Below are 16,498 nucleotides of genomic sequence, written 5' to 3' on the forward strand. Positions count from 1 at the left end.
GGGACGGAAAACTCTTCATTTTACATGGTGATAGCCCTGTTGGCTAACTGTGGCTTTCCTTTAAACAAGGAATTTGCACAATTCCGCTTATAATGAGCCGCTTTTCTTCACGCGAGTCCAACGTGTCCGCACCTTCCCGCGCCGGCCTGGCTATGGCCCTCATTTCAACCTGGCTGATCTGGGGATCGACTTATCTGGCGATCCGTTTTGTCGTTTTCGATATTCCGCCGTTCATGGCAGCCGCAATCCGATTCTGGCTGGCTGGCGGGGTATTGTTTATATGGTTGAAATGGCGTGGCGTGGCGATACCATCGAGAATTCAACTGCGCAACGCCGCCATCATCGGCACCATGATGCTGGCTGGCGGTAATGGCGCGATCACCTATGCCGAACAGGAAATCTCATCCGCCGTGGCTGCACTGGGTGTGGCGATTGTTCCGTTGCTGACCGTCATTGTCGCCCGATTTTGGGGACACCACGCCAGCAAAGCCGAATGGATTGGCATCGGAATTGGCATGACTGGCATCATCACGCTCAACTTCGGTGCAGACCTAAGCGCCAGCCCAACGGGGGCCGGTTTGATTCTGTTCGCGACCAGCATCTGGGCGGTTGCAACAGTCTGGAGCAAATACCTGGACATGCCATCCGGCACGATGTCGAGTGCGATTCAAATGATGGCTGCTGGCGCGGTGCTGACGTTGATGAGCTTGCTACATGGCGAGCGACTCACCCAGATGCCATCGGGCACATCGATCGCCGCCCTGCTCTACCTGACCATTGCTGGTTCGATGATTGCCTATAGCGCATTCTCTTACCTGATTTTGCATGTACGGCCGGCCTTGGCCTCCAGCTATGCCTACGTGAATCCACTGGTGGCTGTGTTTCTGGGGTGGTGGATCGGTAACGAACATATCGGATTTCATGAGTTGGCTGCAATGGGGGCGATTCTGATCGCGGTCGCCATGGTGGTCTTCCAACAGGTCAAAAACAAGGCGTAGCGCGTAATGCACGTATGAACGCAATCCTGCAACGCGTGACAACAGCGCCTACACTGAACACATCACCCGCCAAGGGAACAACATGGAATTCCTCAAAGCTTTTATCTCGCTACTGGTGCTGATCAATCCCGTGGGAGCCATCCCGCTGTTCATCAGCCTGACACACGCCCAATCCAAGATTGAAAAGAAGCGTACCATCCGCGTGGCTGCCATTGCTGTGGCCTTGGTCATCATCACTTCTGCCTTCATTGGCGAATTCGTGATCAAGCTGTTCGGTATCAGCATGGCAAGCTTCCGTACCGGCGGCGGTATTTTGTTGCTGTTGCTGGCCATTTCAATGCTGAATGCACAACTGGCCCCAGCCAGGCAGACTCCGGAAGAAACCGATGAGGCTGAGCACAAGCACAGCATTGGTGTGGTACCGTTAGCTATTCCATTACTGACCGGGCCAGGTGCAATCAGTACGGTGATCATTTACACCGACCGCATCCGCCATTGGTGGGAATACAGTTATATGATTGGCGCCGGTGTCGTCATTGGCCTGATCACCTTTGCTGCGCTGAACCTTGCCGACCCGATCAGTCGCCTGGTCGGTCGCACTGGCATCAATATATCGACCCGACTGATGGGCTTGTTACTGTCAGCGGTTGGCATCGAATTCATCTGCGCCGGGCTGGTAGAACTGCTACCCGGCCTGGCCAAATAACGGAAACTTTCATGTTCGAAACCGCTACACCGCACCTGCATTCCATTCGCGATCTGATCCGCTTTGCTGTCAGCCGCTTCAACGAAGCACAACTCCACTTTGGCCATGGTACCGATAATGCCTATGATGAAGCGGTCTATCTGATTCTGCATAGCCTGAACCTGCCGCTAGAACGCTTGGAACCGTTTCTGGACGCCCGCCTGTTACCCGAAGAAGTCTCCAAAGTGTTGGCGGTATTGCGTCGCCGAGTAGAAGAACGCAAACCATCCGCCTACCTGACCAATGAAGCGTGGTTGGGAGATTACCGTTTTTATGTGGATGAACGAGTGATCGTACCGCGCTCGTTCATTGCAGAACTGTTGCGACAACACCTGGTACCCTGGGTTGAATATCCGGAACTGATCCATAGCGGGCTGGATCTGTGCACCGGCTCCGGTTGCTTGGCCATCATGATGGCCGATGCTTTCCCTGATGCGGAAATCGATGCCGTCGACCTGTCACCAGATGCGCTCGCTGTGGCTGCACGCAACGTCGAAGCCTACCAACTTGGCTATCGGGTCAACTTGCTCCAATCAGACATGTTTGCCAGTGTCCAATCACGCCACTACGACCTGATCGTCAGTAATCCGCCTTACGTGGATGCCGAGTCGGTCGCTACATTACCCAGAGAATACCTGCAAGAACCAGAACTTGCACTCGGATCAGGTGACGACGGCCTAGATGCAACCCGCGTGATCCTGGAAGAAGCCCCCACCCTGCTCAACCCGCACGGCATTCTGGTTGTCGAGATTGGCCATAATCGCGACATACTGGAGGAAGAGTTTCCCGACCTACCTTTTACCTGGTTGGAAACCAGTGGGGGTGATGGCTTCGTATTCCTGTTACGCAAAGAAGACTTCAACCGCGTCTGATCACGCCATCCTATTCGCCAGCCCAAAGCCAAGTCACGTTCAGTGGCTTGGCTTTTTTGTGCGCTTGATCAAGCACCAATCAACTGGGCGTTGATTCCGACAGGAGCACATAACAACAGAATCACCCCCTAATGACCAACCGCTAACAATGTCAGCCAGAATATTGGTGCGATCGCTGTCTGGCACCATAAATGTACGAATCCCAATCAGATACATATGTCTTTCAAGCTGATTTGATCATTGGCATCGAATAAGCAATCTTGACTATTCCCCCACTCATGACATTGGCCTATTATGATCCGGGCTGCGGGGGATGACGCTCACACCTCCCCTCACACTCATCACAACACAAACCGGAGAAATCAATGAGGACACTACCTTACAAACAGGTCATTGTGCTGGCGGTCGGACTAGCACTGGGCAATCTGGCTCAAGCAGGTGAACTGCCAAATGGCCGATATATTGCAGTAGCGGTTCACAGTGGTAAGTGTGTTGATGTGGCAGGAGCTGGCACGGGTGATAGTGTCAACATTCAGCAAGCCACTTGCAATGGCAATACAGCTCAAGTGTTCGATATCAACGATATGGGCAATGGTTGGTACAAGTTGGTCAATATCAACAGCAACAAGGTGATGGATGTGGCCGGCGCGTCAACCGCCGATGGGGCCAATATTCAGCAATACAGCGACAATGGAACAGATGCACAGCGTTTTGCGATTCGCCGTTTTTCCGGCAATGAATATGTAATCGTTTCCAAAGTCAGCAACAAATGTGTGGACGTTGCCGAGCACGGCACACAGGATGGCGCCAATATTCAGCAATGGTCCTGCGCACAAAGCAACAATCAGCGCTTTCGCTTCATCCCGCTGGTCAATGCTGGTAATGCAGTACCAGTCGGCCGCTACACGCTCAAGGCCGTACACAGCGAATTGTGCCTGGATGTGGCGGGCGCCAGCAAAGATGCCGGTGCCAACGTACAACAATGGACATGCAACAGCACGGCTGCACAGTCATTTGACCTGATAACGAAGGCCGGCTATTACCAATTGCTGAATATCAACAGTGGCAAGCCGGTAGAAGTCAGTGGAGGTGCCACTGTAAATGGGGCCAACGTACAGCAAGGCAATGTCCTGAACACTGATTATCAACGCTTCTTCCTTATCGATAAGGGGAACGGGCAATATGAAGTTCACAGCAAACATGCCAACAAGTGCCTGGATGTCGACAAGCGCAGCATGGTCGATGGTGGCAATGTGATTCAATGGTCTTGCGGTAACAGTCAGCCCAATCAAAAGTGGGCCCTGGTCGCAGATGGCAGTAATGGCGGCCCGAAGCCCGGGTGGGAGTTGGTCTGGGCCGATGAATTCAATGGCCCCAATATTGACCCCAGCAAATGGAATTTTGAAGTGAACGGTGGCGGTGGCGGCAATAATGAGCTGCAGTACTACACCGACCGTAACCAAAATGCTTTCATTCAGGATGGCATATTGGTCATCCAGGCCCTACGTGAACGTTATTGCAGTACGGATGGTTGCCGTGACTACACTTCAGCCCGCCTGAACAGCGATCACAAGGGCGACTGGCTTTATGGTCGCTTTGAAGCCCGCGCCAAGTTGCCCCGCGGCCAAGGCATCTGGCCGGCAATCTGGATGCTACCAACTGACTGGGCATATGGCGGTTGGCCGATGAGCGGCGAAATCGATATCATGGAAGCCGTCAATACCGATACTGCCGGGGGTAACAATGTCTACGGTTCCCTGCACTACGGCCCTGCCTGGCCGAACAACCAGCATCAGACCAAAGGCATTTCGCCGTCATCCAGCGTCTCCCGCAACTTCCATACCTATGCAATGGAGTGGGATCCGAGAGAAATCCGCATCTATGTCAACGACACCCTTTACGCCAAGTACACCAGCTGGTGGACACCAAATGGTGCATTCCCAGCCCCATTTGACAAGCGCTTCCATTGGGTATTGAATCTGGCGGTGGGGGGCAACTGGCCAGGCAGCCCGGACAGCAATACCGTCTTCCCACAACGGCTGGAGCTGGATTGGGTACGCGTCTACCGGAAGCGTTGATAGAAAAAAACGTCGGGCTAGACGAATCTGGCCCGACATGTCTTTTTTGCCAGAGCTGACGGTCGCTTCCTCACCCTATCCCCGTTCAACGTCAACGAACTACCGTCACGGCATGAACATCGATTTCAGGGGATTCCAGAAAATCTTTTTCCACTTCGCCACGAATCTCAACAATCGTCTTGTCACTGATCTTCTCGGCCGGGAAATACTTGGCATCAATATCCACCCGGATCTCAGCCGTACCATCCGAAAAAATGTATTTGTCTTTCGACACTTGCCGCAGAATATGACCGCGAGCAACCACTTGTTGATCATCCACGGGGTTCGCAAGAATCGCTTTGACGGATGTGGCGACCACTTGCGCAGCCGGGCCAATATATTCCGCCATGCTGTTAGCTGACAAGGTAAGTGCATTAGCGGCCAGCAGCACAATCAAGCCATATCGTGGTACGGGCATAAGCTTCCCCTCTGACTGATCTATAGAAGTACCAAAGCATATGCCGGCACAGAAAATGGATTGGTCAACTCAGGCTGCATTCGGTTCCATCTTTTATGTTAAGCGTCTGGGCATATCACCGATTCAGCAAATGCCCATTCCCTCACGTCAGGCCCCAGTCCAATCCAGAATGACCTTCCCGGATTGCCCGGACAACATGGCCAGGAAACCGGTCTCATACTGGTCTACAGAGAAACGATGTGTAATGATCGGACTGATGTCCAAACCCGATTGCAGCATTGCTGCCATCTTGTACCAGGTTTCAAACATCTCGCGGCCGTAAATGCCTTTGATTTCCAGCCCTTTGAAAATGACCTGGTTCCAATCAATGGATGTATTTTTCGGCGGAATTCCCAGCAGGGCAACCTTGCCGCCGTGATTCATACTTTCCAGCAGATCACGGAATGCTGCCGGGTTCCCGGACATTTCCATACCAACATCGAAACCTTCCGTCATGTGCAGATCACGCATGACGTCTTTCAGACTCTCACGTGACACATTGACGGCGCGGGTTGCCCCCATCTTGCGGGCAAGTTCCAGTCGGTAATCATTGACATCGGTAATCACCACATGGCGGGCGCCAACATGGCGAGCAATGGCCACAGCCATGATACCAATCGGGCCAGCACCGGTAATCAGGACGTCCTCCCCTACCAGATTGAAGCTCAGGGCCGTATGAGTCGCATTGCCGAACGGATCAAGAATTGAGGCGATTTCATCTGGAATGTCATCAGGAATCTTGAACGCATTGAAGGCAGGGATAACCAGGTATTCCGCAAATGCACCTTCACGATTCACCCCTACACCCACCGTATTGCGGCACAAATGGCGGCGCCCAGCCCGGCAGTTGCGGCAATAGCCACAGGTGATATGCCCCTCACCACTGACACGATCACCCGTTGCAAAGCCACGTACTTCAACACCCATGTCCACCACTTCACCGACATATTCATGGCCAACATGCATGGGGACAGGAATGGTGGCCTGCGCCCATTCATCCCAGTTCCAGATATGGATATCCGTACCGCAAATAGCCGTCTTGCGGATTTTGATCAGCAGGTCGTTATGCCCGATCTCCGGTTTCTTGACACGAGTCATGGTCAAGCCAGGGGCGCGTTCAAGTTTGGCGAGTGCTTTCATACTACTATCCTCCAACATCCTGTTTTTAGTGTGGACCGGGCGCAGCCGGCCCAATATTGAATTTTAATTGATCACACCCAGTTCACGCCCTACCTTGGCAAAAGCGGCCACAGCCTGGTCGATCTGTTCCGGAGTATGAGCTGCGCACATTTGAGTCCGGATACGGGCTTTGCCTTTGGGGACGACCGGGAACGAAAAGCCGATCACATAAACACCCTCCGCCAATAGCTTTGCAGCCATATCACCTGCCAATTTTGCTTCACCCAACATCACAGGAACAATCGGATGCTGACCGGGCACCAGATTGAAGCCCAACTTGCCCATTTCACGTCGGAAGTGCTGGGCATTTTCCTGCAAACGTGCGCGCAAGCGAGCACCATCGCTTTCCAGAATTCGCAATACTTCAAGGCTGGCCGCCGTGATGACTGGGGCCAATGAATTGGAGAACAGATAGGGTCGGGAACGTTGTCTCAACCACTCAACAATCGGCGCACGCGCCGCCACATAACCGCCAGATGCACCACCCAGTGCCTTGCCAAGTGTGCCGGTATAAATATCGACTCGATCCGCCACGCCACACAATTCCGGTGTACCACGGCCATTCTCACCGATAAAACCGACTGCATGACTGTCGTCCACCATCACCAGCGCGCCATACTTGTCAGCCAGGGCGCAGATGGACTTAAGATCGGCGATGATGCCATCCATCGAGAACACGCCATCGGTCACAATCAGCTTGAAACGGCTACCAGCTGCGTCGGCCGCTTGCAACTGGGCTTCCAGATCGACCATGTCATTGTTGTGATAACGGAACCGCTTGGCCTTGCACAGACGGATACCATCAATGATGCTGGCGTGATTCAGTTCATCCGAAATCACGGCATCCTCTTCACCCAGCAATGTTTCAAATACGCCGCCATTGGCATCGAAGCAACTGGAATACAAAATGGTGTCATCCGTTCCCAGAAAACGGCTGATAGCCTGTTCCAGTTCTTTATGCACGGTTTGCGTACCGCAAATGAACCTTACCGAAGCCACACCATATCCGTAATGTTCCACCCCTTGTTTGGCCGCTTCGATCAGACGTCGATCGTCTGCCAGACCAAGATAGTTGTTGGCGCAGAAATTGAGAACTGGCTTGCCATCTTGAAGCCGGATATCTGGACGCTGGTGGCTAGCAATGATGCGCTCCGGCTTGTAATAGCCTTCGTGGTGCAGGGTATCGATTTGCTCGCGGAGGTGGTCGAGCAGATTAGCTGGCATGGGTGAGTCTCCTTCACGGTCCGTATATGGCTGTCATCGGCAGCACCGCTGCTGCGCCACAATCATCGAACAGACGAGCGTGCCTGCGCAAATCAATTGCGCCAGGCCAGCACCAGCCGGGATTGCAATCGCAGGGGATAACGGCGATTACCTGTATTGGGATTCGCCCTGGCAGGGATCGCCTGCTGCTTGGGCATCTGACGATTGTAGTGCATTCAGCCTGTTTCGGCGCCTGCCAGATTGGCCTGAAGTCAACCATTACAGTTTGCCAGCAGGACAGTAGACAGCATAAAAAAAGCCGGCATGGGTTACATGCCGGCAATCGCTTGGAGAAGAGAGAGGAACAGTCACATACCTCTGCCTGGCCAATGGTCAGGCAGTCAAGCCAACACATCAATCGTCAAGCCCAAACAACACAAGTCAGCTTGCACCCGCGTCACGCCGGCTCATACTGACAGCCCGCAACATCCCGGAACCGGACAGTTAATCCACTTACCCTATCATTTCATTTACTCATAAGAGCCAACGCCACAAATTCTTAACTATCAATGATTCAATTTTATTGACCCATATCAAAAAACTTATTTTCAGCTCAAACAGCATGAGCCATTCAACTAAATCATGCAGAAAATCACCTAGCCTAATAGCAGATCCAAATCAGACTGACCCCAATCTGACCCGCTGCCATCAGGCTCGATATTCGTTACCCGGCTAGCCATCAGACTCGGCAACGAATGCCACCATCCAATCAAAATACAAATCGCACCGCCAACTGCCCCATAAACACCCAGCACATTTCACTGAATTCACCCATATCAATTAACGAAATACTTACTTCAACCCACACCACCAATCAGAACAAATCAACACTCATCACAAATTACCTGAATAGCCGGCAATATAGGAAATGATTACTAAACAAACAAGATTTTTTTAATAAATAACCAATTCACATTCAATTAAATCCGAAAATATAATTGGTAGTATGCGTGGCAACAAATGAGCATCCAGGTGCTCAGCGCGCTACCGTCAACGCGCCTCAATCACTGCATACTCGCCATTCTGGCGGATGATGACCAAACCTCTGTCAAGTGCGGCCATGTAACTTGGCGCCAGCGGATGACGTTTGCTGAAGGACACATACAATGACATGGGTCGTATCAGACCAACCTGACGAATCATGTCACCAAACGTATCCGGGTAACGACGAGCCAGATATGTAGCAACCTTTTCAAACATCACCACATAATCGACCCGGCCCAGCATCAACTTGTGCAGGCTATCCACGTCGTGAGTCGAGATATCCTTGTTGATATTGGTATTGAAGTCGAATTCGTCACCATAGGTATAACCATTGGTAACGCCGCCCCGCCGCCCTTCCAGATCCTGCGTTGTCAATTTGGACTGTCGGCTGATTTGCTTGGCATGTACTCGTGTGTAGATATTGGCATTTGCTTGAAACAACGACTGCCGGTGGAATAGGTACTCAGTCTCTAGGCTACGATCCCGCACTGTATCAAAACAACCGGTCAACCGCCCGATTCGAGTCAGTTGCATGCACCTTGAGCACGGCATCGGGTTCAGTTGCACCCGACTGCTCGCTGCTGCCAGCGCCTGGGTGACAATATCCACCGCCATGCCACTGGGTTTACCATTGTCCAACTAAGCATAAGGCGCCCAATCATCTTCCACCCCTAACACCATGATATCGGGACTATCTGCTCGGGCTCTATCCATTAAGACTAGACAGGCCAGCACCAGGATCAGCTTGATCAGGCATGGTTGGTACGGCAGTTGATTCTGTCGTTGCTGGGCCATGGCGCTGGGAAATGAATCGATCTTGGCGCTTCTCGTGATATTTGGCTGTGGGGTTTGACCTGCACAAGTTGAATCGAAGCAATGTTCATGAATCATGCAGCATGGCCGGCATGCACCCTACTACACCGGCCAAGCGCTTTCAGCGCTCACGTTCCGCTACAGCCTTCAAGCGCCGCCATAATGTAGTCCGACTGACCCCCAATTGCGCTGCGGTCTTGCCATGATCACCACCACACGCTGCCAGCACGGCCAGCATGCGATCGCCATCGGTACGGGTGTGCGTACCTTGGCTGGTTTGCAGTTGAAGCTCTGGCGCCAACCGAAACACCATGGTTTCATCCAGCTGTCCCTTTTCGTCATAAAACACCGATATGCGCTCGATCAGATTCTCCAGCTCTCGCACGTTACCCAGCCAGTGGTATTGCAACAGGTAAGGCAGCAACGTCGCCAACATGCCGTCAACATCACGCTGGGCGCCAAGCTTCGCCAATGCCTGCGTGGCAAGCAAGCGGGAAATGTGCGGGATATCGCCCAACCGCTCACGCAATGGCGGCAAGCCAAGATTCAAGATATTGAGCCGGAAGAAGAGATCAGCCCGAAAGTCGCGTTGAGCAACCAGTTGCCTTAAATCACGATGGGTCGCGGCAATCACCCGGACATCCACCGGTGTCGGCTCATTGCTACCCAGGCGCAGCACTTCGCGTTCCTGCAGCACCCGTAACAGACGGGTCTGCAGGCTGAGTGGCATCTCGCCGATTTCATCGAGAAAAATGGTCCCAGTATGAGCTGATTCGAACAGACCCGGTTTGCCACCCTTGCGCCCCCCTGTAAACGCGCCTTCCTCATACCCAAACAGCTCGCTTTCCAGCAGGCTTTCAGGAAAGGCCGCACAATTGATGGCCACAAACGGCGCCCGGGTACGTTTACCTGCATTGTGAATACTCTGTGCAAACAACTCCTTACCTGTGCCGGACTCGCCGGCAATCAGCACCGTCGCATCTGACCGCGCATACAGCAGGGCCAATTCCTTGGCCTCCTTCATTACATCAGATTCACCAACAATGTCATCAAACCGGTAACGTGCGACGAATTGGTGGTGTCGACTTTGTGAACGTAATTTTCGGTCAGCACGCTGGATCAGCGTCGCATCCTGAAATGTCAGCACTGCACCGGTCTGCTCTCCGCGCTCCACAATCGGCATCCGGTTCACCACCAACGTACGGCCATTGACGGTCTGTACCTGCTCCATTGCGGCCTGTCCGGTTGCCAGTACGTCTTCCACCGCCAGCCCTGGCGCCACCTTGCTGAGCGGCTGCTGAAACGCCCAATCGGCAGATATCCCCAGCAACTTTTCCATGGCAGGGTTCAGTGCTTGGATGCAACCCTGCATATCGACCGCGGCCACTCCCTCTACCAAGCTATAGAGAATATTCCCGACCCGTTCCCGCTTGGCTTCTTCGATTCCGGCGATACGGGCAATTTCCAGTGCATCGTCGAATGCCTGTCGAATACCCGCCTCGGAATAGATCACAATGCCGGTCAAACCCTCCTGTTCTGCCAACCACGCTACCTGCGCGGAACCAATCACGACATCGACACCGCGCGCATGTAATTCATGAAACAAGGCGCGCGCTTCGGTATCGTCGTGATAATTCAGCTGCACCACATCCAGATTGAGCAAAGGTTTGATGTCATCAAACTCCCCGGCCAGCGATTGCCGGGTCACAATGGCCACCTTGCTCGACAAGCGCCGAGCCCGCACCAGCGCCTGCATGATGTCGTAGCCACCCACCTTGATCATCACCGCCGGCACCGGCAATGCTGCCCGTAGTCGCTGGGCCGTGACGCCAGCAGCAATCGCCACGTCCAGCAACCCTGCACGATGCAGTGCCACTGCATCCGGCACGGCCTCGTCCAATGGCTTGTCCAGCAGGCGGATGTCCGCGTGGGGAGCATACTCAGCCAACAGAGTCCGCACCAAGTCGGCCAAGCCTTTGGTGGCGACCACCACCAACTGGGTCTTTGTATTCATCACCACATCCGTTTCAGCTTTGAAACACATTTATTTCAACCTGAAACATACCTGAAAAACGCCGTGCATGCAGTATGCGCCACCAGATGCCTGATTGCATTGGAACTATCGCCAGAAATGGCGTCAGATACTGCAGCTGGCCCAAATCTTGCGTCTTGACAACCCAATCAGGAAAAGGAGAACCCCATGACCCGACCGATCTCACCTGGCGCGCGTTTCCGCCAGGCCGTCAACGACCACAAACCCCTGCAGGTGTTAGGTGCCATCAATGCTTATGCCGCCAAGTTGGCCGAACACAGCGGCGCAAAGGCGCTTTATGTTTCGGGTGGTGGCGTGGCAGCCAGCTCCTGCGGCATTCCAGACCTCGGCATCACAACATTGGAAGACGTGCTGATCGATGTACGCCGTATGACCGATGTAACGGACTTGCCAGTGCTGGTGGATATCGATACCGGCTGGGGGGGGGCCTTCACCATTGGCCGCACCATCAAAAGCATGATCAAGGCAGGCGCCGCCGCTGTGCATATTGAAGATCAGGTTCAGGCAAAGCGCTGTGGACATCGCCCCGGTAAAGCAATTGTGTCGCAGGAGGAAATGATCGATCGGGTCAAAGCAGCGGTCGATGCCAAAACCGATTCCGACTTCGTCATCATGGCGCGCACCGATGCCTTGGCCGTGGAAGGGCTGCAGGCAGCCATCGACCGTGCCTGCGCGTGTGTGGAAGCAGGTGCTGACATGATCTTTCCGGAAGCGATGACAGCGCTGTCGATGTACAAGGAATTTGCTGCTGCGGTCAAAGTACCGGTTCTGGCCAACATTACCGAATTCGGCGCCACTCCGTTGTTTACCCGCGAGCAGCTGGCCAGTGCCAATGTCAGCCTGATCCTGTACCCGTTGTCTGCGTTCCGGGCCATGAGCAAAGCTGCGCTGGGTGTGTACGAAACCATACTGCAGCAAGGCACCCAACAACCGGCACTGGGGGCCATGCAGACTCGCATGGAGCTTTACGATCACCTGGGCTACCACGCTTTCGAGCAAAAGCTGGACGCCCTGTTTGCCAGTGGCAAGCCATCGTGACGTTTACCCTGCAAGGGAAACGCGTGTTGTTGCGCGACTGGCACGATGACGATCTGGACGCGTGGGCTGCTATCAATGCGGACCCCGTTGTGCGCCAGTACTTCCCGTCCGTTGCGGACCGCGAGCAAGCCGCCGGTGAAATGGCCCGCCTTCGCGACCATGCCGAGCAGCATGGGTTTACGTTTTGGGCGGTGGAAATCCCTGGCACGACCCATTTTGCCGGTATGGTCGGGCTGCTGCGCACTGGCTGGGCGGCCCATTTCACCCCTTGCGTGGAGATTGGTTGGCGGCTCGCAGTCTCTTGCTGGGGTCAGGGCTACGCCACTGAAGCCGCCCGGCTGGCATTGGATCATGGGTTCACGCAACTTGAGCTGGACGAAGTTGTCGCGTTAACGGCCGTCGGCAATCTGCCATCTCGGGCTGTCATGGCACGCATCGGCATGCAGCACAATCCTGCCGACGATTTCGACCATCCGCGCGTTACGGCTGGGCATCCCTTGCAGCGACACGTGCTGTACCGGATCAACCGCACCCACTGGAAGTCACTACACCCTTAAATGTATCAGGCGGGCACCATGCCATGCGGCATTTGCACCGCAGTTAGCGAGATGGAGGAAACCGATGAGCGAAACGACCGAACAAGTTCTACCCAAGCCCAAGAAATCTGTCGCCCTGTCCGGCGTTGCTGCTGGTAACACAGCACTGTGCACCGTAGGCCGCACTGGCAACGATCTGCACTATCGTGGCTATGACATTCTGGACGTTGCCGACAACTGCGAATTCGAGGAAATCGCCTACCTGCTGGTGCACGGCAAGCTTCCTAACCGTGCCGAGCTAACTTCTTATAAAACCAAATTGAAGTCACTACGCGGCCTACCCGCTGCGGTAAAGGCAGTCCTGGAGCAACTCCCCGCCACTACCCATCCGATGGATGTGATGCGTACCGGCGCATCCACACTCGGTTGCATATTGCCCGAAAAGGATGACCACAACACCGCCGGCGCGCGCGATATTGCTGACCGGCTGATGGCATCATTCGGCTCCATTCTGCTGTACTGGTATCACTACAGTCACAATGGCAAGCGTATCGATGTAGAAACCGACGATGATTCGATCGGCGGCCACTTCCTGCACCTGTTACATGGCGAGAAGCCATCCGCGTTGTGGGTTAAGGCCATGCATACTTCGCTGGTACTGTATGCCGAGCATGAATTCAATGCTTCTACCTTTGCAGGTCGTGTCATCGCTGGTACAGGGTCGGACATGTATTCCGCCATCACGGGGGCCATTGGCGCACTGCGCGGCCCGAAGCATGGTGGTGCCAATGAAGTAGCCTTCGAAATCCAGAAGCGCTATGACAACCCGGATGAAGCCGAGGCTGACATCCGTGCTCGTGTTGAGCGCAAAGAAGTGGTCATTGGTTTCGGCCACCCGGTCTACACTGTGTCCGACCCACGTAACAAGGTAATCAAGGAAGTGGCCCGCAATCTGAGTAAAGCTGCTGGCAGCACCAAGATGTTCGATATCGCCGACCGCCTGGAAAGCGTGATGTGGGATATCAAGAAGATGTTCCCGAACCTGGATTGGTTCTCGGCCGTCAGCTATCACATGATGGGTGTACCGACCGCCATGTTCACGCCGCTCTTTGTGATTTCGCGCACCTCCGGCTGGAGTGCACATGTCATCGAACAACGCATCGACGGCAAAATCATCCGCCCAAGCGCCAATTATATCGGGCCGGAAGATCTGAAATTTGTACCGCTGATAGAACGCCACTAAAACCACGTGAACATCGGTCAGCGCGCATAAAAGCCGGCCGACAAAGCACCCATTCTTTTGCGTTCGACATCGATTCGGATTGTGCTAACCTCCCCGCTACATCAAGGCGCCAAAGCCTTGGGACAAAAAAACGTGGAGAAGGAGTAAACAGTCGATGTCGAATGCAATCTTGGTAAAAACGGATGCAGGGCAACAAGCGGTGCTGGACCGTAGCCGCTATCCGGACCTGAATGGACGTTTGCGAACTCTGCTGTTGCAGATTGATGGGAAACGACAAGCGTCGGAATTGATGAAACTGGCCGTGTCACTGGGTGCTCCGGCAGACAGCCTGGATAAACTGATGGCGATGGGCTTGATTGTCAACGAAGCGCCTGCCGTGCCAAGGATCGCCATGCCGGACAACCGCGTTTCCAGTCGCGCACCGGCACCTGCAGTCGTCCAGCAGGCAGCCCCACCGCCCGTCGAACGCCGTGGCAGTGGCCAGGTGTTCAACCGTTTTCAGGAAGCAACACGGCTGATGAATGAAGCCGCTTCCAAGCACCTTGGCCTAAAAGCGGTGTTTTTTACCTTGAAAGTAGAACGATGCAGTAACGCCGCTGAACTCCGAAGCCTGCTGGAAGATTTTCGCAAGGCGATAGGCAAGGCCAAGACTCCGTTCTTTGCCGACCGACTGGTAGAGGAGATCGAAGCGTTGCTCGATTGATCAATGCTCTGAATAAGGAACAATCCACATGTCCGCCCATATTTCGAACATTCGCCCTGATCCCGATCAGGTGCTCGTTGACATCGCCAATTACGTCACCGACAAAGTGATCGACTCCAGCGAAGCCTTTAATACCGCCCGCCTGTGCCTGATCGATACGCTCGGTTGCGGTTTGGAAGCACTGGAATACCCGGCTTGCACCAAGTTGCTGGGACCAATCGTACCTGGCACTGTGGTACCCAACGGTGCCAAGGTACCCGGTACCCAGTTCCAGCTGGACCCGGTCCAGGCCGCCTTCAACATTGGCGCAATGATCCGCTGGTTGGATTTCAACGACACTTGGCTCGCCGCAGAATGGGGCCACCCGTCCGACAATCTGGGCGGCATCCTCGCCACCGCAGACTGGATCAGCCGCACTCGCATGGCCAATGGCAAGGCGCCGTTGACCATGAAAGACGTGCTGACCGCCATGATCAAGGCACATGAAATTCAAGGCTGCCTGGCGCTGGAAAACAGCTTCAACCGCGTGGGCATCGACCACGTGATTCTGGTAAAAGTGGCTTCCGCTGCCGTATGTACCCAATTGATGGGCGGCACGCGCGAAGAGATCATCAATGCCGTTTCACAAGCCTTTGTAGATGGCCAAGCCATGCGCACCTATCGCCATGCACCCAACACTGGATCCCGCAAGAGCTGGGCTGCAGGCGATGCTACCAGCCGCGCTGTACGCCTCGCACTGTTCACCCTCAAAGGTGAAATGGGCTACCCCAGCGTACTGACTGCCAAGACTTGGGGCTTCTATGACGTGTTGTTCAAGGGCAATGAATTCAAATTCCAGCGCCCCTATGGCAGCTATGTAATGGAACACGTGCTGTTCAAGATCAGCTTCCCGGCTGAATTCCATGCACAAACTGCTGTGGAATGCGCGCTGAAGCTGCACCCGCTGATCAAGGACCGCCTGGATGACATTGAGAAAGTGGTTATCACCACCCATGAATCAGCGATCCGCATCATCGACAAGAAAGGCCCGCTGAACAACCCAGCCGACCGCGACCACTGCATCCAGTACATGACTGCCATCGGCTTGATCAAGGGCAATCTGACTGCAGCCGATTACGAAGACGAAGTCGCGGTCGATCCGCGTATCGACGTGCTGCGTGACAAGATGGTATGTGTGGAAGACCCACGTTACACCAAAGACTATCTGGACCCGGAAAAGCGCTCGATCGCCAATTCCATGCAAGTATTCTTCCGTGATGGCAGCAAAACGGACAGTATCGAAGTTGAATACCCGATCGGTCACCGTCGCCGCCGCGCAGAGGGCATCCCGGTATTGGAAGCCAAGTTCAAAACCAATCTGGCACGCCGCTTCCCGGCCAAGCAACAGGTAGCAATCCTGGCCTTGACTGCCGATCAGGCCAAGCTGGAAGCGACATCAGTCAACGAGTTTGTCGACCTGTTCGTGATCTGATCGGTTTCAAGTTTTTTGTTGGAAGT

The 16,498-nt window shown here is 54.2% G+C and carries 14 protein-coding genes; 9 read left to right on the plus strand and 5 right to left on the minus strand.

Translation table 11 applies throughout. From position 1 onward, the window contains the following. The first annotated feature begins 122 nt into the window (after positions 1-122). The 4 genes from yedA (at position 123) to FFS57_RS02865 (ending at position 4,693) form a co-directional block, all read left to right on the plus strand. The gene (gene yedA, locus FFS57_RS02850) at positions 123-998 is read left to right on the plus strand and encodes a drug/metabolite exporter YedA (RefSeq protein ID WP_249383860.1); all 876 of its coding nucleotides are present in this window, start codon (positions 123-125) and stop codon (positions 996-998) included. A gap of 82 nt (positions 999-1,080) precedes the next feature. Further along, entirely contained in the window at positions 1,081-1,704 is a 624-nt protein-coding gene (locus FFS57_RS02855) for a YchE family NAAT transporter (protein ID WP_137936249.1), read from the plus strand. Between the two features lie 11 nt (positions 1,705-1,715). After that, complete coding sequence (prmB, locus tag FFS57_RS02860) at positions 1,716-2,615, plus strand: 50S ribosomal protein L3 N(5)-glutamine methyltransferase (RefSeq protein WP_137936250.1); 900 nt, start codon at positions 1,716-1,718, stop codon at positions 2,613-2,615. Between the two features lie 365 nt (positions 2,616-2,980). Continuing rightward, on the plus strand, positions 2,981-4,693 hold the full coding sequence (locus tag FFS57_RS02865; protein WP_137936251.1) for an RICIN domain-containing protein: 1,713 nt from the start codon (positions 2,981-2,983) through the stop codon (positions 4,691-4,693). A 91-nt stretch (positions 4,694-4,784) separates the two neighbouring features. Here FFS57_RS02865 and FFS57_RS02870 read toward each other — a convergent pair whose 3' ends face one another. The 5 genes from FFS57_RS02870 to prpR all read right to left on the minus strand — a co-directional run bounded on the left by FFS57_RS02870 (position 4,785) and on the right by prpR (position 11,442). Next, positions 4,785-5,150 (minus strand): NirD/YgiW/YdeI family stress tolerance protein, encoded by a 366-nt coding sequence (locus FFS57_RS02870; RefSeq protein ID WP_137936252.1) that lies wholly within the window; start codon positions 5,148-5,150, stop codon positions 4,785-4,787. A gap of 147 nt (positions 5,151-5,297) precedes the next feature. Beyond that, positions 5,298-6,329, minus strand: a complete 1,032-nt coding sequence (gene tdh, locus FFS57_RS02875) for an L-threonine 3-dehydrogenase (protein ID WP_137936253.1) — start codon at positions 6,327-6,329, stop codon at positions 5,298-5,300. Between the two features lie 63 nt (positions 6,330-6,392). Further along, positions 6,393-7,592, minus strand: coding sequence for a glycine C-acetyltransferase (locus tag FFS57_RS02880; protein WP_137936254.1), 1,200 nt, complete (start codon positions 7,590-7,592; stop codon positions 6,393-6,395). 1,029 nt (positions 7,593-8,621) lie between these two features. Then, entirely contained in the window at positions 8,622-9,230 is a 609-nt protein-coding gene (locus FFS57_RS02885) for a type 2 periplasmic-binding domain-containing protein (protein WP_137936255.1), read from the minus strand. Between the two features lie 319 nt (positions 9,231-9,549). Then, on the minus strand, positions 9,550-11,442 hold the full coding sequence (gene prpR / locus FFS57_RS02890; RefSeq protein ID WP_137936256.1) for a propionate catabolism operon regulatory protein PrpR: 1,893 nt from the start codon (positions 11,440-11,442) through the stop codon (positions 9,550-9,552). Between the two features lie 186 nt (positions 11,443-11,628). Between prpR and prpB the strand changes: the two genes are divergently transcribed. The 5 genes from prpB to FFS57_RS02915 all read left to right on the plus strand — a co-directional run bounded on the left by prpB (position 11,629) and on the right by FFS57_RS02915 (position 16,472). Next, positions 11,629-12,519, plus strand: coding sequence for a methylisocitrate lyase (gene prpB / locus FFS57_RS02895; RefSeq protein ID WP_137936257.1), 891 nt, complete (start codon positions 11,629-11,631; stop codon positions 12,517-12,519). Beyond that, positions 12,513-13,076 (plus strand): GNAT family N-acetyltransferase, encoded by a 564-nt coding sequence (locus tag FFS57_RS02900; RefSeq protein WP_137936258.1) that lies wholly within the window; start codon positions 12,513-12,515, stop codon positions 13,074-13,076. The genes prpB and FFS57_RS02900 overlap by 7 nt, the downstream gene beginning before the upstream one ends. Positions 13,077-13,140: 64 nt before the next feature. Further along, entirely contained in the window at positions 13,141-14,298 is a 1,158-nt protein-coding gene (gene prpC / locus FFS57_RS02905) for a bifunctional 2-methylcitrate synthase/citrate synthase (protein ID WP_137936259.1), read from the plus strand. Between the two features lie 154 nt (positions 14,299-14,452). Continuing rightward, the gene (locus FFS57_RS02910) at positions 14,453-15,001 is read left to right on the plus strand and encodes a hypothetical protein (RefSeq protein WP_137936260.1); all 549 of its coding nucleotides are present in this window, start codon (positions 14,453-14,455) and stop codon (positions 14,999-15,001) included. 28 nt (positions 15,002-15,029) lie between these two features. Then, positions 15,030-16,472: a bifunctional 2-methylcitrate dehydratase/aconitate hydratase gene (locus tag FFS57_RS02915; RefSeq protein ID WP_137936261.1), complete on the plus strand. Its 1,443-nt coding sequence runs from the start codon at positions 15,030-15,032 to the stop codon at positions 16,470-16,472. Positions 16,473-16,498: the final 26 nt, after the last annotated feature.

The organism is Chitinivorax sp. B (assembly GCF_005503445.1).
Taxonomy (GTDB): Bacteria; Pseudomonadota; Gammaproteobacteria; order Burkholderiales; family SCOH01; genus Chitinivorax.